Annotated in this window: 22 protein-coding genes; 10 read left to right on the top strand and 12 right to left on the bottom strand. The window is 41.1% G+C overall.

The annotated features are described in order from the left end of the window. Positions 1 to 352: 352 nt before the first annotated feature. On the bottom strand, positions 353 to 766 hold the full coding sequence (locus FCV43_RS12510; protein ID WP_136995379.1) for a helix-turn-helix domain-containing protein: 414 nt from the start codon (positions 764 to 766) through the stop codon (positions 353 to 355). A gap of 122 nt (positions 767 to 888) precedes the next feature. Between FCV43_RS12510 and FCV43_RS12505 the strand changes: the two genes are divergently transcribed. Continuing rightward, a complete protein-coding gene (locus FCV43_RS12505) occupies positions 889 to 2,031 on the top strand; it encodes a phage/plasmid replication protein, II/X family (protein WP_136995378.1) in 1,143 nt (380 codons plus the stop codon). A 9-nt stretch (positions 2,032 to 2,040) separates the two neighbouring features. Further along, the gene (locus tag FCV43_RS12500) at positions 2,041 to 2,322 is read left to right on the top strand and encodes a single-stranded DNA-binding protein (protein ID WP_136995377.1); all 282 of its coding nucleotides are present in this window, start codon (positions 2,041 to 2,043) and stop codon (positions 2,320 to 2,322) included. Between the two features lie 604 nt (positions 2,323 to 2,926). On the opposite strand, the gene yciH is transcribed toward FCV43_RS12500, so the two are convergent. The 4 genes from yciH to FCV43_RS12475 all read right to left on the bottom strand — a co-directional run bounded on the left by yciH (position 2,927) and on the right by FCV43_RS12475 (position 5,652). Next, complete coding sequence (gene yciH, locus FCV43_RS12490) at positions 2,927 to 3,238, bottom strand: stress response translation initiation inhibitor YciH (RefSeq protein WP_017053225.1); 312 nt, start codon at positions 3,236 to 3,238, stop codon at positions 2,927 to 2,929. A 9-nt stretch (positions 3,239 to 3,247) separates the two neighbouring features. Then, on the bottom strand, positions 3,248 to 3,640 hold the full coding sequence (locus tag FCV43_RS12485) for a DUF3319 domain-containing protein (protein WP_017053224.1): 393 nt from the start codon (positions 3,638 to 3,640) through the stop codon (positions 3,248 to 3,250). A 246-nt stretch (positions 3,641 to 3,886) separates the two neighbouring features. Beyond that, positions 3,887 to 4,885, bottom strand: coding sequence for a D-alanine--D-alanine ligase (locus FCV43_RS12480; protein WP_136995375.1), 999 nt, complete (start codon positions 4,883 to 4,885; stop codon positions 3,887 to 3,889). A gap of 182 nt (positions 4,886 to 5,067) precedes the next feature. Beyond that, positions 5,068 to 5,652, bottom strand: coding sequence for an SPOR domain-containing protein (locus FCV43_RS12475; protein ID WP_017053222.1), 585 nt, complete (start codon positions 5,650 to 5,652; stop codon positions 5,068 to 5,070). 215 nt (positions 5,653 to 5,867) lie between these two features. Here FCV43_RS12475 and FCV43_RS12470 point away from each other — a divergent pair, with 215 nt between their 5' ends. After that, the gene (locus FCV43_RS12470) at positions 5,868 to 8,549 is read left to right on the top strand and encodes a bifunctional acetate--CoA ligase family protein/GNAT family N-acetyltransferase (RefSeq protein WP_136995374.1); all 2,682 of its coding nucleotides are present in this window, start codon (positions 5,868 to 5,870) and stop codon (positions 8,547 to 8,549) included. Here the strand turns inward: FCV43_RS12470 and FCV43_RS12465 are convergent. Both FCV43_RS12465 and galE read right to left on the bottom strand, forming a co-directional pair. Continuing rightward, a complete protein-coding gene (locus FCV43_RS12465; protein WP_113798070.1) occupies positions 8,538 to 9,425 on the bottom strand; it encodes a LysR family transcriptional regulator in 888 nt (295 codons plus the stop codon). The two genes, FCV43_RS12470 and FCV43_RS12465, sit on opposite strands and share 12 nt — an antisense overlap. A gap of 360 nt (positions 9,426 to 9,785) precedes the next feature. Then, complete coding sequence (gene galE / locus FCV43_RS12460) at positions 9,786 to 10,799, bottom strand: UDP-glucose 4-epimerase GalE (RefSeq protein ID WP_136995373.1); 1,014 nt, start codon at positions 10,797 to 10,799, stop codon at positions 9,786 to 9,788. Between the two features lie 197 nt (positions 10,800 to 10,996). On the opposite strand from galE, the gene FCV43_RS12455 reads away from it, so the two are divergent. Genes FCV43_RS12455 through FCV43_RS12445 form a run of 3 tightly spaced genes read left to right on the top strand, consistent with a single transcriptional unit; the run spans position 10,997 to position 13,409 of the window. Next, positions 10,997 to 11,758 carry a 5-oxoprolinase subunit PxpA gene (locus tag FCV43_RS12455; protein ID WP_136995411.1) on the top strand — a complete coding sequence of 254 codons (762 nt, stop codon included), beginning with the start codon at positions 10,997 to 10,999 and terminating at the stop codon, positions 11,756 to 11,758. A gap of 11 nt (positions 11,759 to 11,769) precedes the next feature. Next, positions 11,770 to 12,483, top strand: coding sequence for a 5-oxoprolinase subunit B family protein (locus tag FCV43_RS12450; RefSeq protein WP_017053217.1), 714 nt, complete (start codon positions 11,770 to 11,772; stop codon positions 12,481 to 12,483). Beyond that, positions 12,480 to 13,409, top strand: a complete 930-nt coding sequence (locus FCV43_RS12445) for a biotin-dependent carboxyltransferase family protein (RefSeq protein ID WP_136995372.1) — start codon at positions 12,480 to 12,482, stop codon at positions 13,407 to 13,409. The genes FCV43_RS12450 and FCV43_RS12445 overlap by 4 nt, the downstream gene beginning before the upstream one ends. 104 nt (positions 13,410 to 13,513) lie before the next feature. Here the strand turns inward: FCV43_RS12445 and FCV43_RS12440 are convergent, their stop codons facing one another. From FCV43_RS12440 to FCV43_RS12430, 3 genes are all read right to left on the bottom strand, one after another. Then, on the bottom strand, positions 13,514 to 14,974 hold the full coding sequence (locus FCV43_RS12440) for an FAD-dependent oxidoreductase (protein WP_136995371.1): 1,461 nt from the start codon (positions 14,972 to 14,974) through the stop codon (positions 13,514 to 13,516). A 326-nt stretch (positions 14,975 to 15,300) separates the two neighbouring features. After that, positions 15,301 to 17,742, bottom strand: a complete 2,442-nt coding sequence (locus FCV43_RS12435; RefSeq protein ID WP_136995370.1) for an ABC transporter permease — start codon at positions 17,740 to 17,742, stop codon at positions 15,301 to 15,303. Continuing rightward, positions 17,729 to 18,418, bottom strand: coding sequence for an ABC transporter ATP-binding protein (locus FCV43_RS12430; protein WP_136995369.1), 690 nt, complete (start codon positions 18,416 to 18,418; stop codon positions 17,729 to 17,731). The genes FCV43_RS12435 and FCV43_RS12430 overlap by 14 nt, the downstream gene beginning before the upstream one ends. Between FCV43_RS12430 and FCV43_RS12425 the strand changes: the two genes are divergently transcribed. The 4 genes from FCV43_RS12425 (at position 18,417) to FCV43_RS12410 (ending at position 24,226) form a co-directional block, all read left to right on the top strand. Next, complete coding sequence (locus tag FCV43_RS12425; RefSeq protein ID WP_136995368.1) at positions 18,417 to 19,067, top strand: arylesterase; 651 nt, start codon at positions 18,417 to 18,419, stop codon at positions 19,065 to 19,067. The two genes, FCV43_RS12430 and FCV43_RS12425, sit on opposite strands and share 2 nt — an antisense overlap. A gap of 91 nt (positions 19,068 to 19,158) precedes the next feature. After that, positions 19,159 to 20,355, top strand: coding sequence for an enoyl-ACP reductase FabV (fabV, locus tag FCV43_RS12420; protein ID WP_017051248.1), 1,197 nt, complete (start codon positions 19,159 to 19,161; stop codon positions 20,353 to 20,355). 213 nt (positions 20,356 to 20,568) lie between these two features. Beyond that, entirely contained in the window at positions 20,569 to 22,479 is a 1,911-nt protein-coding gene (locus FCV43_RS12415) for a bifunctional diguanylate cyclase/phosphodiesterase (RefSeq protein ID WP_136995367.1), read from the top strand. 85 nt (positions 22,480 to 22,564) lie between these two features. Next, positions 22,565 to 24,226 carry an ABC-ATPase domain-containing protein gene (locus FCV43_RS12410; protein WP_113798051.1) on the top strand — a complete coding sequence of 554 codons (1,662 nt, stop codon included), beginning with the start codon at positions 22,565 to 22,567 and terminating at the stop codon, positions 24,224 to 24,226. A gap of 217 nt (positions 24,227 to 24,443) precedes the next feature. On the opposite strand, the gene FCV43_RS12405 is transcribed toward FCV43_RS12410, so the two are convergent. Together FCV43_RS12405 and FCV43_RS12400 are read right to left on the bottom strand one after the other, a co-directional pair. Beyond that, positions 24,444 to 25,061, bottom strand: a complete 618-nt coding sequence (locus tag FCV43_RS12405) for a DNA-J related domain-containing protein (protein WP_136995366.1) — start codon at positions 25,059 to 25,061, stop codon at positions 24,444 to 24,446. Positions 25,062 to 25,246: 185 nt separating this feature from the next. Further along, positions 25,247 to 26,086 (bottom strand): isopenicillin N synthase family dioxygenase, encoded by an 840-nt coding sequence (locus FCV43_RS12400; protein ID WP_017051244.1) that lies wholly within the window; start codon positions 26,084 to 26,086, stop codon positions 25,247 to 25,249. Positions 26,087 to 26,197: the final 111 nt, after the last annotated feature.

Genomic DNA, 26,197 nt, shown 5'->3' with positions numbered 1-26,197 from the left:
TTATATTTGTCTCACTAATAATTATGAGACAAACTCTCCACCCGTTGACTTTAAAATGTTGATTTTTAATACTTATTTATGTTTTGAGTTTTTTTTGAAATTTTTAATAAAAACTAACGATCCCCAAAGTTTAAACTCGATTACTCGACGTTTGACAGCGAACAAGGACGGCGAAGACTGAGCAAGGACGGTGAGAAGGAAAATAGTCGAGAGTGAGAGAGAAGCAAGCGGGGAGAAAGCGGAGCGCCACGTTGCTCTCTCGATATGTTGAATTGTTATTCAGGTGTTACAAAATGAGTTGGGGTTACTGTTACACCCCAACTAACTGCGGACATCCGCATAAATTCCAAGTTTAATTACTATTGTCTTCGATAGATTTTTTATCCATCTCTTCTGTTCTTCCATCAAAAATAGATATTCCGAAAATGGTGTTATGCTCAACCATATCCTGCATGCTTTTAGCTATACAGTATTTATCTATGATCGCTAACAATATGTTTTTGTCTTTCTCTGGTAGTTTTTGCATTCTCTCTAAAGCGATTGCAAGTAAAGCATCTAGACTTGTTTGTGATACATCACTTAGCAAGGCGTTTGGCGTGCATTCCAAGGCTTTGCTAATCGCATATATGGTACTTAGTTTTGGATCAGTATCATTTCTTTCTATTTTTGAAATTTGCCCCAATCGAATGCCGCAATTTTTTGCTAACTCACCTTGAGTCCATCCTTTATCACGTCGTAAGCGCTTTAGATTTTCACCTATAGACATAAATTTACCTGCTCATTGATCTTGTGGGATTAATTATAACCCTATATATTACCCCTACCGATATAATTGATTCTGTAGAGTTAATTAAATTTATCATGTAAGAGTATTGACAGGGTTTTCATTTGTTCTTTATCGACCAACTATTCATGCAACAAGATCACCATGAGGGAAGCCTTCCTCTTGTGGGGCGTCATGTTATCGAAAGGGTTGAATTGGAAACTGGTGAAAGCCTTCCACCGACTGTTAATCAGAAAATCTTAGAAGGGTCATACAGTACAAAGCTAACTATTCGATGTAATGGTACTCGGGTTCGAGTTGAAGGAAACCCGTCCCGTTGGCAACGTATGGACAACCTCTTTGGAGTACGGACGCTTGGTGAGTGCGTAGCGATTTATAACCATATTTTAGCCTCATATGATTTGCCTCCGTTTACAAAAAACACTCGTTTTTCTCATCGTCAATCTGCTGATGGTAAGTCGTCCTCATTGATTGGTAATGGAGCTGAAATTACATCGATAGATTGGACTCGAAATTTAGCTGTAGGGAAGGGCAAAGAACGCTCTTTTATTCGAGGCCTTTCTTCTATGCAAATCGGTCGAGGACGAAAACCTAAGCTTTACCCTGATGGTAACACCTGTAACTGGGGGGAAGGGTCAACTTGGATAATGGACAAGCTATATGCCAAGGCGGTTGATTTACAGAGGCATTTACTAAAAGACCAACGAAAGAAAGAAGGAGTATCACAAGAGGCATTAGAGTACGTGAGCAAGCTTATTGGTTATTGTGAATCATTCGGTGTTGTTCGAGAAGAGCACAGTTTAAGACAAGCATTACTAAAGCGACACAACTTACAATTTTACGGCATTACCACAGAACAAGATTTCTACCACCACTTACAAGATATTGAGAGTGCTATGAAAACAACACAGATATCATATGACGAACATCAATCTTTTGCAGATCAACTTTTATCATTAGGTGTAGTTAAGAGTCGACAAGCAGCTAATGCGACACAAAGTTACGCAATTATGTGGCAGCACGGAACAGATTTAAGAAGTGTTTTAAAAGCCCGTCAATTTTATGAACACAAAGCTCGCTTAAAAGCCATTGGTATAGATATCAGTCAGCAATTCGATGTATCCCGTATGTGCCCAACCCTCAAGCGCTCAGAAATTATCGAGGTTCAGCCACTTGAAATACCACCTTGGTACAAGATGCCAGTCGTAGCAGAAACTAATATTTTACCTTTTAAAGCATATGCATAGGAATTCAACATGTTGAAAATTGAAGTATTCAAAGAAGACGTTAAAACCACATCCCGAACAATGCCAGGGAAGGACGGAAAGCCACCACGCACGATTTATGAACAAGACGCTTATGTGTACCTACAAGGTCGTTTTCCAACGTTAACTAAGATTCAACTCGAAGAAGGTCAGCCACCTTATGAAGCAGGATTTTATACCTTTCATAGCTCTTCTTATATCGTTAATAACTTCGGTTCTGTGGAATTGAAAAAATACGGGAAAATCATTACACCTCTGGAGCTTGATTTATGATTTGGAATTTACCTTCTAGAAAAATCGTTTATAAGACAGGGATCTTAATGGTCAACAGACAAGACGACTTGAAATATCAGTGTACGTCTTGTTACAAGCCATTCTTTGAAGATGAGATATTCAGTAGTGCATTTCTCTCTAAAATTGAATGTCCTAATTGCCAATCAGCACTAAGAGTCCTTACAGAATCAGAACCACTAATTACCAAATAAAATAAAGCTCGTAACTGGTCGGCAGCTACGGGTTTTATCACAATTATCAAAATTCGTTACATCTTGTAAGATACCGCTGAGCATTGATAACTTCGCTCTGCGAATGTTTCATTGTGAAGTGGAACTCCCAGAACCTTATTTAAATCATCAGATTACCTCTAAAGACTACTTATGCTTAAGTGCGTATTATATGTGTTATGTTAAATAGAATATTTAGCTAGCTAAACTAACTTCCTTCTACACCTATTTGAGCTATCACAACTCACCTTTCCATCTGGTGTTATGAACGTATGAACGGTTTCTTATTTAACAATAACGCTATTTACCATAAAATACCTAATAACTATATATCTTAATCTTCGATTTTGAATATAGCTATTAGGTTTTAACCATTAGCCACCGGCCAATTTAACTGTATGGCCTTTTTTCTCAAGGTGCGCTTTGATTTTGTCACGTGCGTCGCCTTGGATCTCAATCGTACCGTCTTTCACAGAACCGCCACAGCCACATACTTTCTTTAATTCTGCAGCTAAAAGCTTTAATGGCGCATCGTCCAGATCCAAGCCTGAAATAATACAAACACCTTTGCCTTTACGACCTTTGGTTTGACGCTGTATACGTACAATGCCATCACCTTTAGGGCGCTCAGCTTTTGTTTCTTCCTGTTTGATACGACCAATATCAGTTGAATATACTAAACTCATGATTTTCTTTTATTTCCGTTGACCTGTTGTTTGTTGCTGTTGAGCTTTCTGCTTTGCAATAAGATAAGCTTCAATATGTTTTTGAATTGCGATTTTCGAGCCTTTGATTAGACGGTTATTGAACATACAGTACCAAGCATTCGCCTCGCCTGAATCGTTCTTCAGCAGATAACCATTGAAGTTTTCACTTTGACCTGGAGCAACAGCCTCTGAATGATTTTGCCCTATTGAAGCAAATTCCTTTGGGTCTATAATTGAAGCGGTGTCACACCACCAATCAACACTCTTTTTAACCGCCACTAAGCTGCCCGTTAGAACGTGGTTTTTAATCTTAACTTGCCACACGTTACTAGAGTTATTTGCAGACTGTATGTTGAAGCCTTTGTAATTTGTAATAGCCATTAAATTCAATCTTTTATAGTCATTATTAAAATAATAATAATTGCTAATTATGAGTTATCAAGTAATTAGTATAATTATATTCAATATTTGTCATGACGATCGACTTTATGTTACAGGGTAACAGACCATGGCGATTTGATGATAACACACTGTGCTTTGCACTTATTAGAGCGATTTCAAACAATGCATTTTACTTAAGCTATTCATGCTCGCCTCTTCTTGAAGCGAACATATTCTACGCCAGATTTAGTTGGCTAAACTGTTTCTAACGCATGATTCTAGGAAACTTTTAAATGTGTGCCCATTATGTTCAACCATCTTTGGGAACATTGATATCGGCGTCATTCCAGGAAATGTATTGACTTCATTTAGATAGATTTCATTATCAGAGGTTAAGAAAAAATCAATCCGTGACAAATGGCGCAATTTCATCTGTGTAAATACGCGTAGAGCACTTTGTTGAATCTCAGCTATTTGAGACTCTGATAAATTCGATGCTTCGATTTCAGTAACGGAGTGGCTATCTGAACTGTACTTTTCTTCGTAGGTATAGAACTCGCCATTTGGAGCGATAACTTCACCGGGCTTAGAAATATAAATTTTTCCATCCATCTCATAGGCGGCAACTTCAAGCTCACGTGGTGTGACAGACATTTCAATCAACACCTGCTCTGAATAATTAAATGCATTGCTGATTGCAGGAAGCAATTCGTCAATTTTAGTCACACTGTAACAACCAACAGATGATCCCTGTCTTGCTGCTTTTACAAAAACTTTGCCCCACTTTTCGAAAGCTAAAGTGGCTTTACGAAGGCTCTCATCATTATTTGCTGATAAGAAAAGATATGGCGTATTTTTGATGCCTAATGCATCATACCAAAGCTTTGAGGTGATCTTATTAAAGCTATTGCTGCTTGCTTCAGGTCCGCAACCTAAGTATGGGATCCCAGACAATTCAAACATCGACTGGATGTCACCCGTTTCACCAGGGAAACCGTGGATACAAGGTACAATGAAATCTATTTTAGTCTTTGTACGTTCTGAGCATAATTCACCAGTATGTAAATCTAAATGAACTCTGTCGCCACTCTTCTCTATCCAGCCGTCATCTGTTATTTCAACATGGGTAACATTGAAATCAGAAACGCTTTCTAACTCTTGTTGTAGATAGTTAGCTGAAACGAGTGAGACTTCATGCTCAGAAGAGCCTCCGCCACACAATAAAAGGATGTTTGTACTAGTCATGTAAATCTGTCCGAGATGTCACGTTATTCTATTGAGTCCATAATAATACTTAGCTCTTAAATTTACAGTGTTTTGTCCACAAATCACTGCAAGAGAAATCGTTTGGTTAACGACTAAGCATATTAGTTCTATTTGCATGGGATATTAAAAAAGGACCTGCCGGCCCTTTTTATGTGTCTCTGTTAATTCAACTTGTTTAGAGTTGGGAACTCAGAGTTTTTGATTGCGTCGATACTCTTAACGAAAGGCTTAAGCTGTTTGAATTCAGTTGGCAGCGACTGGATTGCTGTTTTAGCATCAAGTTTTGTCGCGTAGTCACCGTATAGTACGGTGTACCATTTTGTTCCATTAACAACTTTATAGTTTTCCCAAATTGGCTGATTACTTCTAGGCAACTTACTTGAAAACTGGTCCACTTTTGACTGACTTCCAACTGCAACCACTTGAATGGTATAACCAAACCTTGGATTCATCATTGCCTGCTTTTTCGTCGGAGGTGTGATGATTACAGACGCTTGCTGCTTAACTGGAGTTTGCTGAACAACGTTCATCTCGGCATTAGATGCTGGAGACATTTTGACAACGTTTTTATCCACATTTTCTTCAGTAACACTCATCGCAGGAACACCTTGAGATACCACAGGAGGCATCACTTCAGCAGTTTTATACTCTTCGCGGTAACTGTCTGAAGTTACGTCTGTTACATAGTTTTCAGAAACACATGCAGCTAAGAGCATTGATAAGCTAACAATCGCAATTTTTTTCATGGAATAATCTAAGCCTTAATGAGAAATTACTATAAATCATGCCGATAGCGGCCCATAGAATCAAGTTCACAGTGACATTATATACCATTACTGTGTGACGTATTACACAAACTCAGCGGATGATGTGCTGTTATTGATCACAGCCCTGCCAACTGCTGTCTTTTTGCTCTCTTGCATAGGCTAAGATTAGAACATTTCATCACATGGAGTTTGATATGAACAATCTCAATCAAATGCTAAAGCCAAAATCGGTTGCGGTCATCGGCGCTTCGCAAAAACCATTTAGAGCGGGCTCTATTGTGATGAAAAATCTACTGCAAGGTGGGTTTGAAGGCGCCATCATGCCAGTCTCTCCGAAATTTAAGTCGGTTTGTGGGGTTCTTGCTTATAAAGATATTCCATCCCTTCCTATCGTGCCTGATATTGCCATTTTGTGTACTCATGCCACACGTAACACTCAGTTATTTACCGAATTAGCGAATAAAAAAATTCCTGTTGTGATAGTGCTTTCTTCGGATATGCACCTCATTGGGAGTAGTGGTCAAACAATAAGTGATGAGTGTTCAGCTATTGCGAAGGAACATAATATTCGACTGCTTGGTCCTAACAGTTTAGGGTTGATTCTTCCTTGGATAAATTTCAATTGTTCCTTTTCCCCTGTCACCGCTCTTAGAGGCAAAATCGCTTTTGTTTCCCAATCTGCGGCTGTATGCACAACCATTCTTGATTGGGCAAATGATAAGCAGATTGGTTTTTCTGCCTTTATCTCTATTGGTAATGGCGTTGATATCGATTTCGCCGAGCTTCTCGATAACTTAAGTGTTGATAGCCATACCGAGGCTATTTTGCTCTATGTCGATACAATTAAAGATGCACGAAGATTTATGTCAGCAGCTCGTGCTGCATCAAGGAATAAACGAATTCTAGTTCTCAAAGCGGGTACCACGAGTGCCGGTAAAATTGCAGCAAAAGCTCATACTGGTGGGGATGATACGTTAGACATCATTTATGACTCAGCGATTAGAAGAACAGGCATGCTACGAGTAAAGAATACTCATGAATTGTTTGCTGCAGTTGAAACCTTAACTCATGCCGTACCTTTACGTGGCGAACGTTTGGCGGTAATGACCAATGGTGGTGGCCCTGCCATTATGGCTGTTGATACCTTATTCAACCGAGGCGGAAAGTTAGCGACTTTAAATGAGCAAACAATATCAACGCTTGATGGTCTATTGCCATATAGCTGGTCCAAAAACAATCCAATAGACATGATGGGGGATGCGGATAAAACTCGCTATGTTAATACGTTAAATACTCTGCTCGATAGCGATGATATTGACGCGATTCTTATCATGCATAGCCCCTCTGCGGTTGCTCATTCAATGGAGACAGCGCAAGCCGTCATTGACGCAATTAAAGCTCATCCACGTCATAAACGATTCAATATATTAACCAATTGGACTGGCGAACAAACCGCTAAACCCGCAAGGCAGTTGTTCACTCAGGCCGGAATACCAACCTATAGAACCCCTGAAAGTTCCGTCGTGGCATTTATGCATTTAGTCGAATACCGACGAAACCAAAAGCAATTAATGGAAACCCCAACCACAGCGGAACATGTTGATTTGAGTAAAGTTGAACTAGCTCGTCGTTGGATCGGTGATCAATTGCTGCAGAGTAACGATTCTTTGGATACTCATCAGATCAGCCCCTTACTCAACCATTATGGCTTATCCACCCTGCCAACTTGGATTGCTTCAGATCCGATTGAATCTGTCCATATCGCAGAGAAAATCGGTTACCCTGTAGCGGTCAAACTGCGCTCTCCTGATATTGCACATAAATCAGATGTTCAAGGCGTGGTACTGAGTTTAAGAAACAGCACAGAAGTAGCAAATGCTGCACAAGCTATATTGGATCGTACTCAACTCTCCTATCCTACAGCCAATATACACGGCCTTCTTATCCAAGGGATGGCAAAATTAGCCGGCGGGCAAGAACTGAGGATTAAGGTTAAAACTGACCCCATTTTTGGCCCTGTCATCTTACTTGGACAAGGGGGATCAGAGTGGGACGAATCAATTGATGCTGCGGCTGCGCTTCCTCCTTTGAACATGACCCTGGCGCGTTATCTCATCGTCCGAGCGATCAAAGAAGGCAATATTCGTCTACAAAAATTACCTGAACCAATTAACATCGATGGGCTCTCAGAGTTCCTCGTTAGGATTTCTCAAATGATTGTGGATTGCCCTGAGATCCATCAACTGGACATACATCCACTATTAGCTAATGGGGATGAGTTTGTGATCCTGGATGCTGACTTGTCGTTGAAACCATATGTTGGTGATGCACAGCAACGTTTAGCCATTCGACCTTACCCTATTGAATCTGAAGAAATCATTTTAACTAAAGACGATCGACGTATTTTATTAAGGCCAATTCTGCCTGAAGACGAGCCCCTTCATGCCGATTTTATTAAAAATGTATCGAAAGAAGATCTGTATAAGCGATTTTTTAGTGATGTTGGCGAGTTCAACCACGAAGCTTTAGCAAACTTTACACAGATAGATTATGACCGTGAGATGGCATTTGTCGCTGTAGAAAACTTTTCAAGTGATCCAAAGATCATCGGCGTCTCTAGAGCCTTAATTAATCCAGATAATACTGATGCTGAATTTGCTATTTTGATCCGTTCAGATCTTAAAGGGATCGGTCTAGGTAAGTTATTAATGACAAAGATCATTACCTACTGTGAATCTAAAGGGACTGGCCAAATATCAGGAATGACGATGCCTACAAATAGAGGCATGTTGATGCTAGCTCAAAAACTAGGATTTGAGCTAGATGTACATTTTGAAGATGGGACGGCTGATATGGTTTTGGTGCTAAACAAGTGACCAATTTCTTTTAAGATATTGAATGCACCACGATTTAGCTTCACCAATATTACTGCGTTTCCATGCCAGAACTAGGTCGATCTCGCGAGTTTCACTACCCTCGATTTGTTTTAATTGACCATTTTCAATCAGTGGTTGTGCAACTTGAACCGGAAGAGTTCCGATGCCTAATCCTGTAATTAAAGCATCAAGTTTTGCTTGGAAATTGGTAACAGTCAACCGAGGTTGCTTCTCTAAAATATTCACACTGATTGCCGGTTGATCTCTTGCTGTATCGGCAATGGCGATCACTCGATATTTTTCTCGCGCAGCCTGATCAAACTCACCTTTGCGTTTGTGAATATAGTGATCAGTAGCTGCAACCCACATCATTTCCATTTTACCAATGTCTTCCGTTTTCATCTCTTGTGGGATAGTTGCAAGCCTAGGACAAATTAACAAGTCTGCACGATCAGTGACTAAAGACTCCCAGCATCCCGCTAAGATCTCTTCTTGTAAGCGAATGCGGGTCTTGCTGATTTTCCCTAGCTCATCAACCAATTTAAAGAAATTTGAAACAGGGATGATGCCGTCAAACGCAATAGTGATATCGAGCTCCCATCCGTTGGCCAAGATAGTCGCATCACTCACTAGCTTCTCAGTAGCCGATAAAATCTGACGACCTCTCTCTAAGATCAGGCTACCAGCATCGGTGAACGCCGCTTTATGACCAGAGCGATCGAAAATCATGATGTCTAAATCTTGTTCTAATTTCTGTATCTGGTAACTCAATGAGGATGGTGCTCTATCAAGCTCATTCGCTGCAGCCGCAAAACTGCCTCTGCGTTCAATCGCATCAAGTATGTGTAATGCTTCTAGTGTAATTGGACTTTGCATTGAGGCTCCCAGATAAATTAGAGATATGTAAGACAAAAATAAAAAAGCCAGCATAAGCTGACTTTTTTATTATTTCATTCTAAAAATGTAAATAAAAGAATAAGTTGAATGAAATTGTATTATTTATTCGCCATCTCTTTTTTTACCATTACAGCGGCTGCAATAATAAAAACGACGATTAAACCAAGTTCCATGACGATTCCCCAATCAAAACAAAATTCATGATAAAAAATAAGATACTTAACAATTGTAACATTAATTGTGAAATATGATAGTTTTTAACCACCTTCTTCTCTATTTAGACGATTTGGATCAATAAAGGCACAATCATGTGCCTTTAGTTGTCTAGAAAAAATGAAATTAATCAGGGAAACCATCAGGGTTCTTAGACTGCCAATTCCAAGTATCTGCGGTCATTTGATCTAAAGTACGACTAGCATTCCAGTCTAACTCGGTTATCGCTTTGCTTGGATCTGCCCAACATTCTGCAATATCCCCAGCTCGCCTTTCGACAAGTTTGTAAGGAACCTTCTTGCCTGACGCCTTTTCAAAAGCAGAGACCATATCCAATACACTAGAACCATTGCCAGTTCCAAGATTATAGATATGCAAATCAGGCTGATTTGCCTTTTTCTGCAGTGCCGCAATATGCCCGTCAGCAAGATCCATGACATGAATGTAATCACGAACCCCTGTGCCATCTTTCGTTGGGTAGTCCCCTCCGAAAATAGAGAGGAATTCACGTCGGCCGACAGCAACTTGAGAAACAAATGGCATTAGGTTATTTGGAATGCCTTGCGGATCTTCGCCTAACTCACCTGATGGGTGCGAACCAACAGGATTAAAATAACGTAATAGCGTGATGCTCCAATCTGGGTTTACTTTCTGGAAGTCAGCCAAACACTCTTCAACCATCAGTTTGCTTCGACCGTATGGGTTAGTTGCACTGGTTGGGAAATCTTCGGTAATCGGCACAGATGCAGGATCACCATAAACAGTAGCCGATGAGCTGAAGATTATCGTTTTAACATCGGCTTCACGCATCGCGTCAACAAGGACTAGAGTTCCATTTACATTGTTATCGTAGTATTCCAGTGGTTTTTGCACTGATTCGCCAACAGCCTTAAGGCCTGCAAAGTGGATTACGCCTTGTATCTCATTCTCTTTCAACACATCAATAAGCAGTGCTTTATCTCGAATATCGCCTTGAATGAATTTAGGACGAACGCCCGATACTTTCTCGATACGCTCTAGAACGCTCTGTTTGCTATTATAAAGGTTATCAAATATGACGGGGGTCATCCCAGCTTCTAGCATTTGGATACAGGTATGACTACCGATGTAACCCATTCCGCCTGTTACTAATATTTTCATTATTAAATACCAACTGTCTATTTGCGATTAGTGTACCTAACTCTCTCAGATATTTACACTATCTCAGCTTTACAGTTTTTAAATGTGACATTTTTCTTAATTATGAGCGATCACTTTAATTGGTTGTTTTGTTAATAAAAATGAAGGGGATCACAGACAACAAAATCCAAATAGAGCAACGTGAATCAACTGTAAAAATGCGAGTGTTAATCTCCTTGAATAGACCAAAGATAACGTTAAATTGTGACATGGGTGAAAGCTACGGACATTGGACAATGGGGGCTGATGAACAAATCATGCCTTGGGTTGATATGGCCAATATTGCTTGTGGATTTCATGCTTCAGATCCCCAAGTAATGGCAAAAACCATAGCATTAGCAAAACACTACCGCGTTGATGTTGGTGCTCATCCCGCTTACCACGATTTGCAAGGGTTTGGCCGACGTTCCATCCCCCACACGTGCGCGCAAATTACCGAATTGGTGGCTTATCAAGTGGGCGCGTTACTCGGTATCGCAAAGCTTAAAAATGCGAAGATAAAATACGTAAAACCCCATGGCGCTCTTTATAACGATATGATCGCAGACAAGGCGATATTTGAAGCGATTGTAGAAGCCGTCTCTCTTTTTGGTTTACCCCTTATGACGCTTGCGACACCAAACAATCAAATTTATCTCGATATTGCAGATAAATACGATGTTCCACTGCTTTTCGAAGCTTTCGCGGATCGCGCATATCAAACGAACGGCTCACTTGTACCAAGAAATCAAACAGGTGCGGTTTATCATAATGCGGATGATATTTTTAACCAAGCGATGCAGTTATCCAATTACGGTAGCGTAACCACATTGAGTGGCGAAACATTACAATTAGAAGTAGATACGCTCTGTGTACATGGAGATAACCCCACGTCCATTGCACTGATTCAAAGATTAAGCCAAGCACTCACACAAACGTAAGGAGGAGTGATTTGCGACCTGATTCCTATACCATCAACCCCGTTGCCGAATGCAGTGTTATGCTGCGATTTGAATTACCCATAACGGCCCAATCACTCGCGCTGGTTGGTTACACCGCGAATTTAATTCGTTATCAGTTTCAAACGTCGATAATGAACGTTACCCCATCGTACTGTTCCATTTTAGTTGATTATCTACCTTACCGAATTTCAGAATCTCAAATCATCGCTCAGTTACACGAGTTGATGTTAAACACAGATGAACATCAACCCTCAAAACTTAGCCCCAAAACCATCACCCTTCCGACCTACTATTCACATAGAGTTGGCCCTGACATCAGCCGATACGAAAGTATTGGAATCACTCTTGAAACTCTGATTGAGCTACATACCTCTGAAGTCTATTCGGTTAGCGCCATAGGCTTCGCTCCTAGCTTTGCTTTTTTGTCTGGGCTAAATGAGAAATTAAAGTTACCAAGGTTAGAAACGCCACGCGTGTATGTTCAAAAAGGCAGTGTTGGTATTGCTGATAGACAGACCGCGGTGTATCCAAATCATTCTCCTGGTGGATGGAATATTATTGGCAATTGCCCACTTGAATTATACCGCCCAGACTCAGCTGAAATTTGCCCATTTAATATCGGTGATAGCGTTAAATTTGAATCCATTGATGAATCGACATTCTTATCATTAGGCGGTGTGATTAAAGAGGCTGACAAACAATGAACACGATAAAAATCAATAAACCAGGCCAGCTTAGCTTAATTCAAGACTTCGGGCGCTTTGGCCTATCACAACACGGCATCACACAAGGTGGCCCTGTTGATGACTATGCGTATAGCTGGGCAAATTATTTATTGGGAAATACTGTCAATTTAGCCACCCTAGAAATTACTCTCGGTCAGGCTGAGTTTCAGGTTCAAAATGACTGCCTTCTTGCTATTTGTGGTGGTGATCTCCAAGCAAAGCTTGATGGAGTGGCGATTGATAATTGGAGTAGTTTTGCGGCTTACAAAGGACAAATGCTCACTTTTGGGCTTCCAATCAATGGACTGAGAAGTTATCTGGCCATCAAAGGAGGATTCATTACCCCAGCTCAACTAGGCAGTTGCTCTACCGTTGTGAGGGATAAACTCGGAGGTGTCCATTCTGATGGTTTGCCCCTTAGATCTGACGATGAATTGCATTTTCATCTTCATGAAGTCAAAAATTTTAAACCCGTTAGCCTCACATTTCGATTCAAACCAGACTACAACTTACCCTTAAACTTACGAGTCATTGAAGGTTACCAATGTGATGACTTTTCGGCTGAAGCGAAGCATAGTTTTTATTCGAATAAGTTTACGGTGGATCAAAACTCAGATCGCATGGGTTATCGATTATCTGGAACGATGATATCTACACCTTACAATGGAATACTATCAGAAGGGATCGCTCTCGGGGCGGTTCAAGTTCCAAGCGATGGACAGCCAATAATCTTACTTAATGATAGACAAACGATTGGTGGCTACCCGAAACTAGGCTGTGTCGCAAGAATTGACTTACCCCGACTGGCACAAGCGAAACCGGGACAACAAGTTCAATTTACTCGTGGTGATCGGCTTGGATTACAGGATGTATGGTGTCAGTGGGCAAATTTCTTTGGATACTAAGAAACAATGAAACGAATGGGTCACTACCATTAGCACTCTTGAAAGAGTTTCAAGTTAAGATAATGGATAGAAAGGCAAATGGCTTACTATCCATTTGATTATATTTAACTATTTTGGGATTGAACCCCTGATATTTTCGCTAAAGATTGTGGGTAATGACGTTCCTTTGCAAGTTGCAGAGCCCTCTCTTCAACCTCATGGCGAGATAAACCATAAGTGACAGGGTAACTGGATGATGAAGTTTCATCGCCTTCAAATCCTAATGAATCAAACCAGAATGTCGAAATTTTACGTGCTGCTTCAAGTGCTGAAGACGCTTTTACGACCTCGATTCTGGCATACCTTTCACCTTCAAACGAAACGTCCGCCGCACGTAAACTCGGATCATTTCCCGGAATTTGTTGAGCTCCGAATAACGGCTTTCCAGCTACCGTTGAACTTATATATGAAGGTATAAACTGACTCATATGCTCTATCGCACTTGTAGAGCGCTGATGAATAACCTCGTTAGACCAACCGGAATTGATCTTTTTAAGTAAACGCTTTGGTAGTTGGGGTTGAGATGATGATGAGTCGGAGGTCACAAGCCCATCCTCAAACAGAGTGATCCCTTCTGTCATACCATGCAATTGGAAATACCCATCAGCATAAGGTGTTAATTGGGCCATGCCCTGTGGTGTGCCTCTTGGCCCGTGGAATATAACCTCTGGCCATTCATCACTGCAATCTGGCCAATGAGTCACGTAGGCTGCTTTGAATTCAACTAACCGATCTCTTTGCTTTCCTAAATAGTCGTCAATTTTTCCAGTTTCAAAACCGCTCGCATTGATCAGAAAATCCGCTTCAAAAGTAGAAGTGTGACCAGATACTTGCTCATAAGAGAGCGTCCAATGGTCTTGGTTCCATTGAGCGTTAGTCAGCGACGTTTCTGTCATCACAGTGCAATTAGGGTTTCTTTCTAGTGCAATGTTTGCTGTTGCTGATAGACGAAATACACTCATCCCAAACTCTTGAACCGCGACAACTGGATACTTTAGAGCGCTTAAATCTGTGTATTGAGCGAAAGGAATGACCCAGTCATCCATCGATCGGGGCTGTTTAGGTTGGGATTTTAGGGCTAATTCCTGCAAATCCGACAATGAGTAAAGCTTATAATAATCTTTCGGATCGCCAAGAACCTGATTATCAATACTCTCCTCGACGAGTGATTGGTACGCATTTGCAACACTTTTCAAACGTGGCAGGAGTTCATTAGGGTCGCCACCATCAGAATGAGGAACTGCAATAACGGTTGGTCGGATATTCAGCGAATGCGGATAAAGACGAACCGTTTCAATTGATTGACGAAGTAACTCAAGGCACTGCTGTTCAGATATCTCACGATACAAATTGCCACCCGCATGTAAGTGACATATTGGTGGGCCATTCACTAAGCTTGGGCCTTTCTCTAGTAAAGTGACATCTAATCCCATCTCAGACAAATGAATTGCTGCTGTAGAGCCGGCAATTCCACCGCCAATGATTGCAATTTTACGCTTAGGGTGAATCTTAGTATTCAATATCATGAGCTTAACTATATGATTTATAGGCTGTGGTCAGTAAAAATCAACCAGATTATGAGCAGTGCGTATTCTACTGAGTAAACGAGAAGAATAAAAACACATTTTGATTAAGGGATTAGTTTCTCATTATTATTTACTAGAACAAAAATACTAAAATTTCTTCTTGACTCATTTATCCAGCCTAATTAATTCAGTCCATAAATGAAAGCAAATTGAGTGTAACTCTTGTAGATTGAGGCTTAGCGAGGATTGATAGATTTACAAATTCAAGTTATCCCAAATGTTATCCACCGTTTTTGTGGATAACTGGGATAACTTATTCATTAATGTTAGCTGATCCCTTTATTTACGGGGGTTAACAAGCGCTTAATAAGAGAATTAACCACCACAGCAAGGGTAATAAAAGTGATAACTGGTAAAACTATCCACAATAATGGATGAAGTTTAGGTGTCAGCTCAAATCCATAATTCATTAAACTAGCCACACTCAACTCAGCCCCCAAACTGGCAACGAGACCTGCAACGAGCGCCATCAAACCATATTCACTCCAAATAGTTTGAGTGATACGTTTCTTACTCGCTCCTAAGGTTCGATACAAGCGGATTTCCTGCTGTCTTTGAGACAAGCTCAGCCTTAATAAAGTAAATATTAACAATAGGCCTGCAATCACCCCTAAACCAGCAAGTACGGTAATGGACCAGATGATTTGAGTAAGAAGCGACTGTATCTTTTCTCCCATCATTCTTATATCCATAAGGCTCACGGTTGGATGCTCTCTAGATAGTTGCTGTAACAGAGCCTGATCACTCTCTTCTGCTCGAAAACTGACTAACCAAGTTGATGGAATAGATTGCAGAAGATCTGGAGTGAAAATGAAATAGAAATTCGGCTTCATCACTCGCCACTCAACCGCACGAATAGAGTTAACTGTCGCGATAACCGTCTGACTATTTATGACGAAAGTAAGCTCATCACCGAGCTGTATGCCTAAATCTTCAGCCACTTCAGACTCGACAGAAACACCTTTAGTTGACGTCCACTCCCCTGCAATCACGTCGTTATAAACAGGTAATTGATCTCCCCAAGTAAAGTTCAATTCTCGGCTGAGAACATCCGTCTCTTCTTCGTTTTCATTTTGGCTTTTCGCTGGTTTTGCATTAATTTCTGAAAGTCTGCCCCGAATGATGGGAAAGGCTTGAGAGCGATCAATATGTTGCTCATCAAGTGCCGCAAGATAAGCCTCTTTCTCATATGGCGCAATGTTTAAGGCGAAGGCATTCGGCGCATCTGCAGGTAATGTCTGTTGCCAATCGGCAAGTAGATCCGTTCGAACCAACCAAATTACTGACAAAAGCATAAGTGACAGTGCAAGTGCTCCAAACTGAAGTCCACTGGCGGTTGAAGAGCGGTTGATGCGGCTTAACGCTAACTTCATTGATGTCGATAACGGTAATTTCACCATCGTCTTTGTTATTCCGATGCTAAGCAGCGCAAGGACGATAAACAATACAAAGATGCCACAAATAACAATCCAAACCAGAGAATTGGAGCCATAAGCAAAGATCATAGGGACAACCGGAACCAGTAACAACAACCAGTGCTTATAATCTGTTGTGGCTTGATTATCAGGCTGCATAACATTCATTGCGGAAGTATTAAGCAAGCCGAGAAGCGGAATACCAAGAGCAGGCACGCCAATCGCAACACTTGCTAACACTGAGATCAATGCAGGTTTGTAGCCATACTCCGGAAGTGGTGTCGGCAGTAGATCAGAGAGTGGGATCCTAAGAAGCATTTCAAGGCCAACACCAATCGCTAATCCTAAAACAACGCCAATCACTAATAACAGAATAACTTGGATAATGAGCCAACGAGCGATCCACCCTTGACTTGCCCCAATGCTTTTTAACATCGCAATTGTTTGTCTACGACTGGCAACGTAATGCTGACAAGTTAGTACCAGCGTTGTCGCGGCCATGATAATCACAATCGCAACCGTTAATGATAAATACTGCTTTGTTCTATTAAATACTTCGTTAGTTCGGCTTGTTGTATTTTGGTCACGCCATCGATCACTGGGCGTCAATTCAATACTCTCTTGAATTCGCGAAATAGCATCACTGTCACCCGCTAGAAATAGTCGGTGTTGAACCCGGCTTCCGAGTTGAATTGCCCCTGTCTTTTCGATGTCGTCCATATTGATTAGTGCCGTAGGCATCTGTTGGAACGGGTTAAAACTGAGCCCAGGTTCTTGCACGATTCGACCACTGACTAAAAAATCCGCGTCACCAACCGTGACATTGTCACCGATTGATACGTTTAACTGTGCAAAAATTCTTTCATCTAACCAAAGTTCACCTTGCTTCACCTTATTTTGTTGATCCGCTTGGCTTCCCAAAATCAGCTCACCAAGCAATGGATAATTACTTTCCACGGCTTTGACGGTAATCAGTTGCATCCCATTATCACTGAATGCCATGGTGGCAAATCGAGTAAGCTCGGAAGTTTCAAGACCTTCAACTAGGCTTTGTGCAATTAAAACGTCTGGAATTGGATTCGCAGAAATAAAGACACTATCGGCGGTCAACGCATCTTTGCCCTGCTTCACGATTACCTGTTCCATTCTTTCTGCTAGAGCTGATAATGCAAAAATACACGCAATGATTAGTGTTAGTGCAATAGAGATCGGCCACAACTGACCATGACGGATTTCCTCAGTACTCCAAGAGAATAGTCGACGATTCAACTTCGCTCCCTTAGCCTTGATCATGATTGAACTCCTCAATGACACCATTTTTCATATGAAGTGTTCTATCACATCGTTTTGATAATTCTAGATCGTGAGTCACTAGAACTAGCGTCGTCCCGTGCTGCTGATTCAACTCAAACAGTAACTCAATCACTTTCGCTGCGGTTTGCTGGTCCAAATTACCTGTAGGTTCATCAGCGAACAGAATCTTAGGTTTAATCATAAAGGCGCGAGCTAAAGCGACACGTTGCTGCTCTCCTCCCGATAATTGAGAAGGCAAGTGGTCGACACGCTCAGACAGGCCAACAGATGCTAATAGCTCCAATGCTCGCTCAGTATCTTCCTCTTCTCCTTTTAGCAGACAAGGTAGAGTGACATTGCCTAATGCAGTTAGACTAGGGATCAACAAAAAGCTCTGAAACACAAACCCAATCGATTCGCTTCTGATTGCGGCTCTCGCTTCATCGCTTAACGTGGATAAAGGTTTACCGAGTAAATGGATTTCACCAGCTGTGGGCGTGTCTAGCCCCGCAAGCAGGGTCATAAGAGTGGACTTACCGGCCCCTGAGGTACCAACAATCGCAACAGACTCGCCACTTAAGATTTCAAGGTTAACGTCATCTAATATTGTTAAATGCTCTTGATTAGTAGAGACTAGTTTTGACACAGACTCGGCTTTAATAATGGATGTATGCATGACTCGACTATTTTCCTTTTTTTTAATTGTTCTACTTTCTAGTAATGCTGTTGCTTCTAATTCACAAAGTAACACTCTTCTTGTACTTGGGGATAGCTTAAGTGCGGGCTATCAGATGGCGATTGAAGATAGTTGGCCTAGCCTTCTTCCAAACGAGCTACAAAAGCAAGCTTCGTTAATCAACAACCTACCGGTTACTGTGATTAACGGCAGTATCTCTGGTGATACAACAGGTAATGGGTTAGCTCGCTTGCCTGAGTTACTTAATCAACATAAACCTAACTGGGTCATTATTGAGCTAGGCGCTAATGACGGCTTACGCGGATTTCCTCCTCAGTTAATTAAAAAGAACCTCACATCATTGATTCAAATGAGTAAAGATGCAGGTGCTCATATTGCATTAATGCAGATTCAAGTGCCACCTAACTATGGCAAGCGATATAGCAAAGCGTTTTACGAAATCTACCCTGCAATAGCAGAAGAGCAATCCGTCCCTCTACTCCCATTTTTTCTTGAGTATGTGATTCAACAACCCTCTTGGATGATGAATGACGGACTTCACCCGAAACCGATCGCACAGCCGTGGATAGCTCGATTTGTTGCGCAAGAATTAGTTAACATTCCAGATTTTACTGGTTTAGCTCAATAAAGTTTACAAAGCTTTACGATATTCTGAATTCATAACGCGGCTTAAAGTCTACAAATAGAGTCGGAAACGCTAGCGAATTTAGGATAAAAATATGCTCATCAAACCAGTGATTAAAGGGGTTGTTGCACGGTCAGCCCATCCGTATGGCTGTGAAGAATCCATCAAGCAGCAGATCCAATATGTTAAAAATGCAGAACAGATTGTTGATGGCCCTAAACGTGTTCTAATTATTGGCGCATCATCCGGTTTTGGCTTAGCTTCTCGTATTGCCGCAACCTTTGGCGGAAGCAAAGCAGATACAATTGGTGTCTCATTTGAAAGAGGACCATCGGAGAAAGGCGTTGGTACTGCTGGTTGGTACAACAATATATTCTTCAAGCAGCAAGCAGAACATGAAGGCCGCGTTGCCGTTAATATTGTCGGTGATGCATTTTCAAATACCGTTCAAGAGCAAGTGATCGAGGCGATAGAGACATATTTTGAAGGTGAAGTAGATTTAGTCATTTACAGCTTAGCCGCTGGCGTTAGACCAAAAGATAATGGTGAGTTTTGGCGCTCTGCAATAAAACCTATTGGTGACAATGTCACGGGGTCATCGATTAATTTAGAAACAGACCAATGGATAGAAGCTGAAATTGAAGCGGCATCGGAAGAAGAAGCGGATGCCACCGTTAAAGTCATGGGGGGTGAGGATTGGGAGCGTTGGATTGACACCTTGATCAACACCGAGTCTATTGCTCAAGGTTGCCAAACTATCGCATTTTCTTACATCGGCCCTGAAGTCACCCACCCTATTTATCTCGACGGAACATTGGGCCGGGCCAAAATCGATTTACACCAAACTAGCCATTCGCTGAACTTAAAACTCGCCAACTTTGATGGTGGTGCTTATGCAACGGTTTGTAAGGCTCTAGTGACAAAGGCGAGCGTTTTCATTCCAGGGTTAAGCCCATACATTTTGGCTCTATACCAAGTAATGAAAGAAAAAGGGACACACGAAGGTTGTATCGAACAGATGCAACGCCTTTTCTCAAGTAAGTTATTCGGTCAAGATAAAGTCCCTGTAGATGGTGAGCGTCTGTTAAGAATGGATGACAAAGAGCTTGATCCTGAAACACAGCATGAAGTTTCACAATTATTGTCAAAAATGAATGAGACTAACTTTGCCGAGATTGGGGATTATCGTGGATTTAAACATGAATTCATGCAACTTAACGGCTTTTCCTTTGCCAATATAGATTATTCCAAACCGATTTCGATGGGAGATCTTGAACTGCTTGAGCCTTAACATATATCTTAAGGTGTTAATTTATAATGTCTTCTTATTTTTAAGACAATATCAAATGGTTAAGGTCCCAATATTTATTTGGGACTTTTTTTTGTTACATTGAATAACCCTTCGTATACTTAGGGTATATTGTTCAGATTATCAATATATGATGAATATCATCAAGCCTAGGAAGGGTTTGCAATACATAACAATAAGGATATCCATAACGATATGACAAGAATCAATACGCAAGAGTTGTCAATTCCTGAGAACATGCAGCTTGGCTGGCAGAATATTGTGGATTTATTAGCCGAAATTATCTCTGTACCTTCGGCGCTGATCATGCGAGTTCATCCTAAGCACATTGAAGTGTTCTGTCGAAGCAACTCTCCCGAAAACCCTTACTTAACTGGTGATAGCGAGTCACTGGGCAAGGGGCTCTATTGTGAAACCGTCATTAATTCAAATTCAGAACTGCTTGTGCCCAACGCCCTTAAAGATGATAAATGGAAATCAAACCCTGATATTGCCCTTGGTATGATTTCGTATTGCGGGATCCCATTGAACTGGCCAAATGGCGATGCTTTCGGCACCATCTGTGTTTTAGACAGCAAAGAAAATCATTACTCTCCTATGTATCGTGAATTGTTAGAAAGCTTTCGAATTTCTATCGAATCGCAACTCACAACACTCTATCAACATGCGAAACTACTTTGTCTCAATGATGAACTCAAATACCGAGTAAAAACCAGAACAAAGGACTTAGCCAGTCTAAACTACTCACTTAATCAAGAAATCGATAAGCGTAAAGCCGCTGAACAACAGATCTCATACCAAAAAAGCCATGACTCTGGCACCGGATTCTTAAACAGAAACGCTTTTGAAACTGAACTTGATAAGTTGATGAAAAATCGAGTTGGGAACACCTCTGAGATTGCAGTGATACATATTGGTTTTACTAATGGGCGGCGTATTCAAGCCAAGTATGGCTACCATGCCTTCGACGAGGTATTAAAACGCTATCGTGATCGTATTGGTGGAATCGACCTTATAGAAACAATCACCGCGAGACCAACATCAATCGACCTTGCTATCGCAATAAGAGCCAACGATATCTCCACACATTTGGAGCTTTTGTGCCATAAGCTAATTGAGGTTGGGCATTCCGAGTTCTTTATTGAAAACGATAAAATCCACTTACATGCTTTTATTGGTATTGCCACTGGCAAAGATGGACAAATCGCAAGTGATGTTTTGAAACACGCCAACGAAGCGATGATCGCATGTAAAGATTCAGGCAACAAATACCGATTTTTCTCTCAATCACTGTCCGATAGTCAATCTCATATTAATCAACTTGAAAGCTACCTGTTACAAGCAGTCAGAAATGATGACCTGATGTTGTACTTCCAACCTAAGGTATGCCCTACTTCTCATAAATGGACAGGAGCAGAAGCACTTTTACGCTGGCGTCATCCGGTTCTTGGGGATATTTCTAATGAAACTCTTATTCACATGGCAGAGCAAAATGGCTTAATCTTCGAGGTCGGCAATTTTGTTTTACGAGCGGCGATTGAAAAAGCACGGGAGTGGTCAGATTATGTTGACAACTTTAAGATGGCGGTTAATGTATCTGCTATTCAGCTAAAAAATGTGCACTTTGCCGACCAGGTACAACACTTACTGGAAACTTATCACCTTCCCCCTAGTTACTTAGAACTAGAAGTGACAGAAAGCGGTTTGATTGCCGATGAAGCCGTCGCACGAAATACACTTCAAAATTTACACGATCTGGGTATTACCCTCTCTTTAGATGATTTCGGTACTGGGTATGCTTCTTTTGCGTACCTTAAAAAATTCCCGTTCGACTGCATAAAAATAGACAAGAGTTTTGTTCAGCAAATCGATAAAAGTGTTGATGATGAAGAGATTGTTCGTTCAATTGTTCAAATCGCTAAGAAATTGGATTTAAAAGTGATTATTGAAGGGGTAGAAACGCAAGAACATGAGAATTTCATCATTGATGAAGGCTGTGATATTGGTCAGGGGTATTTCTATGGAAAACCAATGACTTGCCAAGATTTTGAGCAAGGATTGATTAATCAAAACTATATCGGCTCTACTCAATTTACGTATCAATAACTAATTTGATGCAGTTTCCCTTTACTCCTAAGGTGGCGGTTTCTATAATCGCCGCCTTTATCTTTTTTAATAGGCAAATTTCGTTATGGATCAGTTGACTGCTAAGCTGAAAAAGCTTGAAAAACAGAACTATCGTGCATATCAACAGATCAAAGGTCAGTATGACTTTGGTGATTTCCAGCTTCATATCGATCATATCCAAGGCGACCCGTTTGCTTCGGCTTCTCGCTTTCGAGCGACAAGAGCATGGTCTTTAACCGGTTTAGGTTGGTTAACGGAAAAATCAGCGGCTTATCAAATCGCAGCTCGTGATTTTATTGCTCGTAGCTTTGCGGAGTTTGCCAAGCAAGAAAGCAGCATCTCTATTGCCTTAACGGGACAAACGATTCTTGATAGTACTTCTGTTGTGTTTACAGAAGAAGGAATTGATATTCGATTCCGCATCAACTTACCCGCTGATGGTCGAAGCATTCTGGCTAAGAAAGCGAGCAACATTATTACGTTCTACTTGCCAAAATTTATTCGTCGTTCAACGATCGAAAGAGAGCTTAATCTTGAGGCTATGATCAAGCATTGTGAATGTGCTGAGGATCAAGAGTCAATGCGTAGCCAGTTAGCAGGCAAGCAACTGGCAGCCTTCGTTGCAAACGGTAGCGTTCTGCCACGTACTGCAGGTAATTGTGATTTTCCAATGAAAGATGCGGTTGCTTTTGTTGCCCCTTCTTCTCTTGAAGTTACATTAAACACACCTAATAAAGGTGACGTTAAAGGCCTTGGTGTTCCTACAGGTATCACGCTTATTGTTGGTGGTGGCTTTCATGGTAAATCAACACTATTGAATGCGATTGAGCGTTCAATCTACAACCATATTCCTGGTGACGGCCGTGAAGGTATCGTTACAGATCGTAATGCAATGAAGATTCGTGCTGAAGACGGTCGCTGTGTCCACCACCTTAATTTATCTAATTACATTAACCACTTACCTATGGGTAAAGACACTGCTGATTTCACGACTCAAGATGCTTCAGGGTCAACCTCTCAAGCCGCTTGGTTACAAGAGTCTATCGAAGCAGGTGCAACGTCTTTACTGATTGATGAAGATACGTCTGCAACGAACTTTATGATCCGTGATGAACGTATGCAAGCATTGGTAAGCAAAGGAGATGAGCCAATCACTCCGTTAGTGGATCGAATTGGTCAATTACGAGATGAGCTGAATATTTCAACCATGGTGGTTATGGGCGGTTCAGGTGATTATCTCGATGTGGCTGATACTGTGATTCAAATGCATGATTACCAAGCGGTAGATGTCACTGAAAAAGCGAAAAAAGTCATCGAGCAGCACCCATCTCAAAGAAACAATGAGTGTGAAACTTCACTAGAAGCGTTCCAACCTCGTAGCTTGTTTTGTAATGCTCTGATGAACATCCTTGTTGATGGTAAGTTCCGCGTAACCGCAAAAGGAAAAGACTCTTTACGTTTTGGTAAAGAGTTTACTGATTTGAGTGCGTTGGAGCAGTTAGAGTCAAGCTCTGAAGTCAATGCCATCGGTTGGACTTGGTTCCAAATGGCTCAACATGCTGGCTGGCAAGAGAACCCATCTCAAGAGATCAATCGACTTCTCTCTGATGATTGGCACCAAACTATGCCTAATGTTGGTGATTTAGCAAAGCCACGCACACTAGATGTAATGGCCGCTCTAAACCGTATGCGCAAATCTCAATTTAAATCAAGTGATAACCAGTAAACAAATATCGAACGGCTTAGACAAAACTTTAGCAAAACTGGAGTTAAAGCTCTTGGTTCTTAGGTCTTGGTTCTTAGTAAAATAGCAATAAGCTAAACGCCAGTTTTACTGTCAATGATCTTCTGTAAGATCTAAAAAAGAGTGATATGTCGGTTGAATGAAACCACATATCACTCTTTTTTTATCTTTTACACCGCCAAAGTGACAGGGTCGCGTTCTAGTGACGTAATATATTCCATGCCTCACACAATACCCTGAACCTTTCAGCATTGCCGTGTTCTCTATCGGGATGCCACTTCAACGCAAGACGACGCCATTTTTTACGAATTTGAATTTGAGTAGAGTCATGTGAAAGTTCAAACAGGCGCAGCGCTTTTTCTCTGTCCATATCTGAGCCGTTAGTACTCCCGACAGATTGGCGGTAACGAGTCCAAAACTCATTCAGTAACCGCTTCACTTCTCCCTCGTTAGCCTCATAGTTTATCCAATGCGTATAGTAATCTCGTAGAGGATCATTAAGATCAATCTCATGTAAATGTGACTGCGTTCCGGACATCAACTCAATACTCATCGCTTCAACTTGCAACCAGCTGTCTGGGTAGAGCGTCTCTTGAAGTTGATAAAGTGCATTCATGATTAAAAAGTTTTTTTTAAACAAATCCTTCTCAGGACTATCATCGAGAACAGGAATATAACCAAGCTCACTCAGGTGAGATGCTAACGTATGTACTTTCCATCCCGAAGGCTGTTTTTTCAGCTCTTCAAGCATGGGCCATAACAGAGGGTTTTCCATATAGGTTTGAAACGTGGCTTTGATCTCTTGGTTTTCTTGCATGAGGCTCTTAAAGAATGACGATACACAGCTTAATTCAAATCCAATTGAGCCGATTTGTCGAGTAACTATTACATTGTTACTCGACTTCTTGAACTGTACGACAAAAAAATCGCCCATTAACTGAGCGATTGAAATTAACTTGATTGTCGCACACTACTAAAATGTGAATACGACTTATATTTTGATTAAATCACGCCTAATTCACGTAAGCGTTCCATTAAATAACTGTCTGCTGTGTAACGCTCAGACAAAACCACTTCAGGTTTAGGATGTAAGAAAAGCGGTAATGAAATTCGAGAATGCTCTTGGCGTTCACCTGATGGGTTAATCACACGGTGAGTGGTGGATGGGAAGTAACCACCAGATGCTTCTTGCAGCATATCACCAATGTTAATGATCAAATTACCGAAATCACACGGCACATCAAGCCATTCATTCTCTTGGGTTTTTACTTGCAGGCCAGGTTCATTTGACGCAGGAAGTACCGTTAATAAATTGATGTCTTCATGAGCGGCAGCGCGAATTGCACCAGGTTCTTCATCACCTGTCATTGGTGGGTAGTGGAGAATACGCAGCAACGTTTTATCACTGCCATTGATCATTTCAGAAAGCGCAATGGAAAACTTCTCTTGTACTTCTTTGGGTGCATGAGCTTCTACCCAGCCAAGTAATTCTTCCGCAAACGCGTTAGCACGAGCGTAGTAATCTAAAATTTGCTCTTTTAGCTGTTCCGGTATTTGTCCCCACGGATAAACATGGAAATACTCTTTGATATCTTTAACAGTATGACCCTTTGCCACTTCAGATACTGACGGTGGAAAGTAGCCGTCTTGTGTTGCAGGGTTAAAGGTAAAGTTATTTTTTTCTTCTGAATTAAAGAACGTTTGCCAATTCTCATAAATTGACTCAACAAGTTCCTTCGGGATCGGGTGATTTTTCAGTACACCAAATCCAGTTTCACGTAGTGATTTGACAAATTGCTCTGCTGCATCATCAGCAAGGTAATCAACGGTTTCCAATTTCATGACTTTATACTTTCTTGTTATATGGTTGAGCCGTCGATTTTATGAGTGACAACAATGTAAATCAAACTTTAATGAAATGATGTGAGTTGTTAGATTAAATAGTGTGCGAAA

Origin of the sequence: Vibrio genomosp. F6 (genome assembly GCF_005146325.1) — a bacterium.
Lineage (GTDB): Bacteria > Pseudomonadota > Gammaproteobacteria > Enterobacterales > Vibrionaceae > Vibrio > Vibrio cortegadensis.
Note: the sequence above shows the minus strand (reverse complement) of the source record. Positions and strands in the feature narration are given on the sequence as shown.

What these genes read in the sequence shown, in the direction of transcription:
- FCV43_RS12405 (WP_136995366.1), bottom strand. Translation starts at nt 25,061, where the DNA reads ATGCAAGAAAACCAAGAGATCAAAGCCACGTTTCAAACCTATATGGAA.
- FCV43_RS12425 (WP_136995368.1), top strand. Translation starts at nt 18,417, where the DNA reads ATGACTCGACTATTTTCCTTTTTTTTAATTGTTCTACTTTCTAGTAAT.
- galE (WP_136995373.1), bottom strand. Translation starts at nt 10,799, where the DNA reads ATGAAAATATTAGTAACAGGCGGAATGGGTTACATCGGTAGTCATACC.
- FCV43_RS12475 (WP_017053222.1), bottom strand. Translation starts at nt 5,652, where the DNA reads ATGAAAAAAATTGCGATTGTTAGCTTATCAATGCTCTTAGCTGCATGT.
- FCV43_RS12480 (WP_136995375.1), bottom strand. Translation starts at nt 4,885, where the DNA reads ATGACTAGTACAAACATCCTTTTATTGTGTGGCGGAGGCTCTTCTGAG.
- FCV43_RS12455 (WP_136995411.1), top strand. Translation starts at nt 10,997, where the DNA reads ATGCGAGTGTTAATCTCCTTGAATAGACCAAAGATAACGTTAAATTGT.
- FCV43_RS12510 (WP_136995379.1), bottom strand. Translation starts at nt 766, where the DNA reads ATGTCTATAGGTGAAAATCTAAAGCGCTTACGACGTGATAAAGGATGG.
- FCV43_RS12400 (WP_017051244.1), bottom strand. Translation starts at nt 26,086, where the DNA reads ATGAAATTGGAAACCGTTGATTACCTTGCTGATGATGCAGCAGAGCAA.
- FCV43_RS12430 (WP_136995369.1), bottom strand. Translation starts at nt 18,418, where the DNA reads ATGCATACATCCATTATTAAAGCCGAGTCTGTGTCAAAACTAGTCTCT.
- yciH (WP_017053225.1), bottom strand. Translation starts at nt 3,238, where the DNA reads ATGAGTTTAGTATATTCAACTGATATTGGTCGTATCAAACAGGAAGAA.
- FCV43_RS12500 (WP_136995377.1), top strand. Translation starts at nt 2,041, where the DNA reads ATGTTGAAAATTGAAGTATTCAAAGAAGACGTTAAAACCACATCCCGA.
- FCV43_RS12410 (WP_113798051.1), top strand. Translation starts at nt 22,565, where the DNA reads ATGGATCAGTTGACTGCTAAGCTGAAAAAGCTTGAAAAACAGAACTAT.
- fabV (WP_017051248.1), top strand. Translation starts at nt 19,159, where the DNA reads ATGCTCATCAAACCAGTGATTAAAGGGGTTGTTGCACGGTCAGCCCAT.
- FCV43_RS12465 (WP_113798070.1), bottom strand. Translation starts at nt 9,425, where the DNA reads ATGCAAAGTCCAATTACACTAGAAGCATTACACATACTTGATGCGATT.
- FCV43_RS12445 (WP_136995372.1), top strand. Translation starts at nt 12,480, where the DNA reads ATGAACACGATAAAAATCAATAAACCAGGCCAGCTTAGCTTAATTCAA.
- FCV43_RS12435 (WP_136995370.1), bottom strand. Translation starts at nt 17,742, where the DNA reads ATGATCAAGGCTAAGGGAGCGAAGTTGAATCGTCGACTATTCTCTTGG.
- FCV43_RS12470 (WP_136995374.1), top strand. Translation starts at nt 5,868, where the DNA reads ATGAACAATCTCAATCAAATGCTAAAGCCAAAATCGGTTGCGGTCATC.
- FCV43_RS12415 (WP_136995367.1), top strand. Translation starts at nt 20,569, where the DNA reads ATGACAAGAATCAATACGCAAGAGTTGTCAATTCCTGAGAACATGCAG.
- FCV43_RS12440 (WP_136995371.1), bottom strand. Translation starts at nt 14,974, where the DNA reads ATGATATTGAATACTAAGATTCACCCTAAGCGTAAAATTGCAATCATT.
- FCV43_RS12485 (WP_017053224.1), bottom strand. Translation starts at nt 3,640, where the DNA reads ATGGCTATTACAAATTACAAAGGCTTCAACATACAGTCTGCAAATAAC.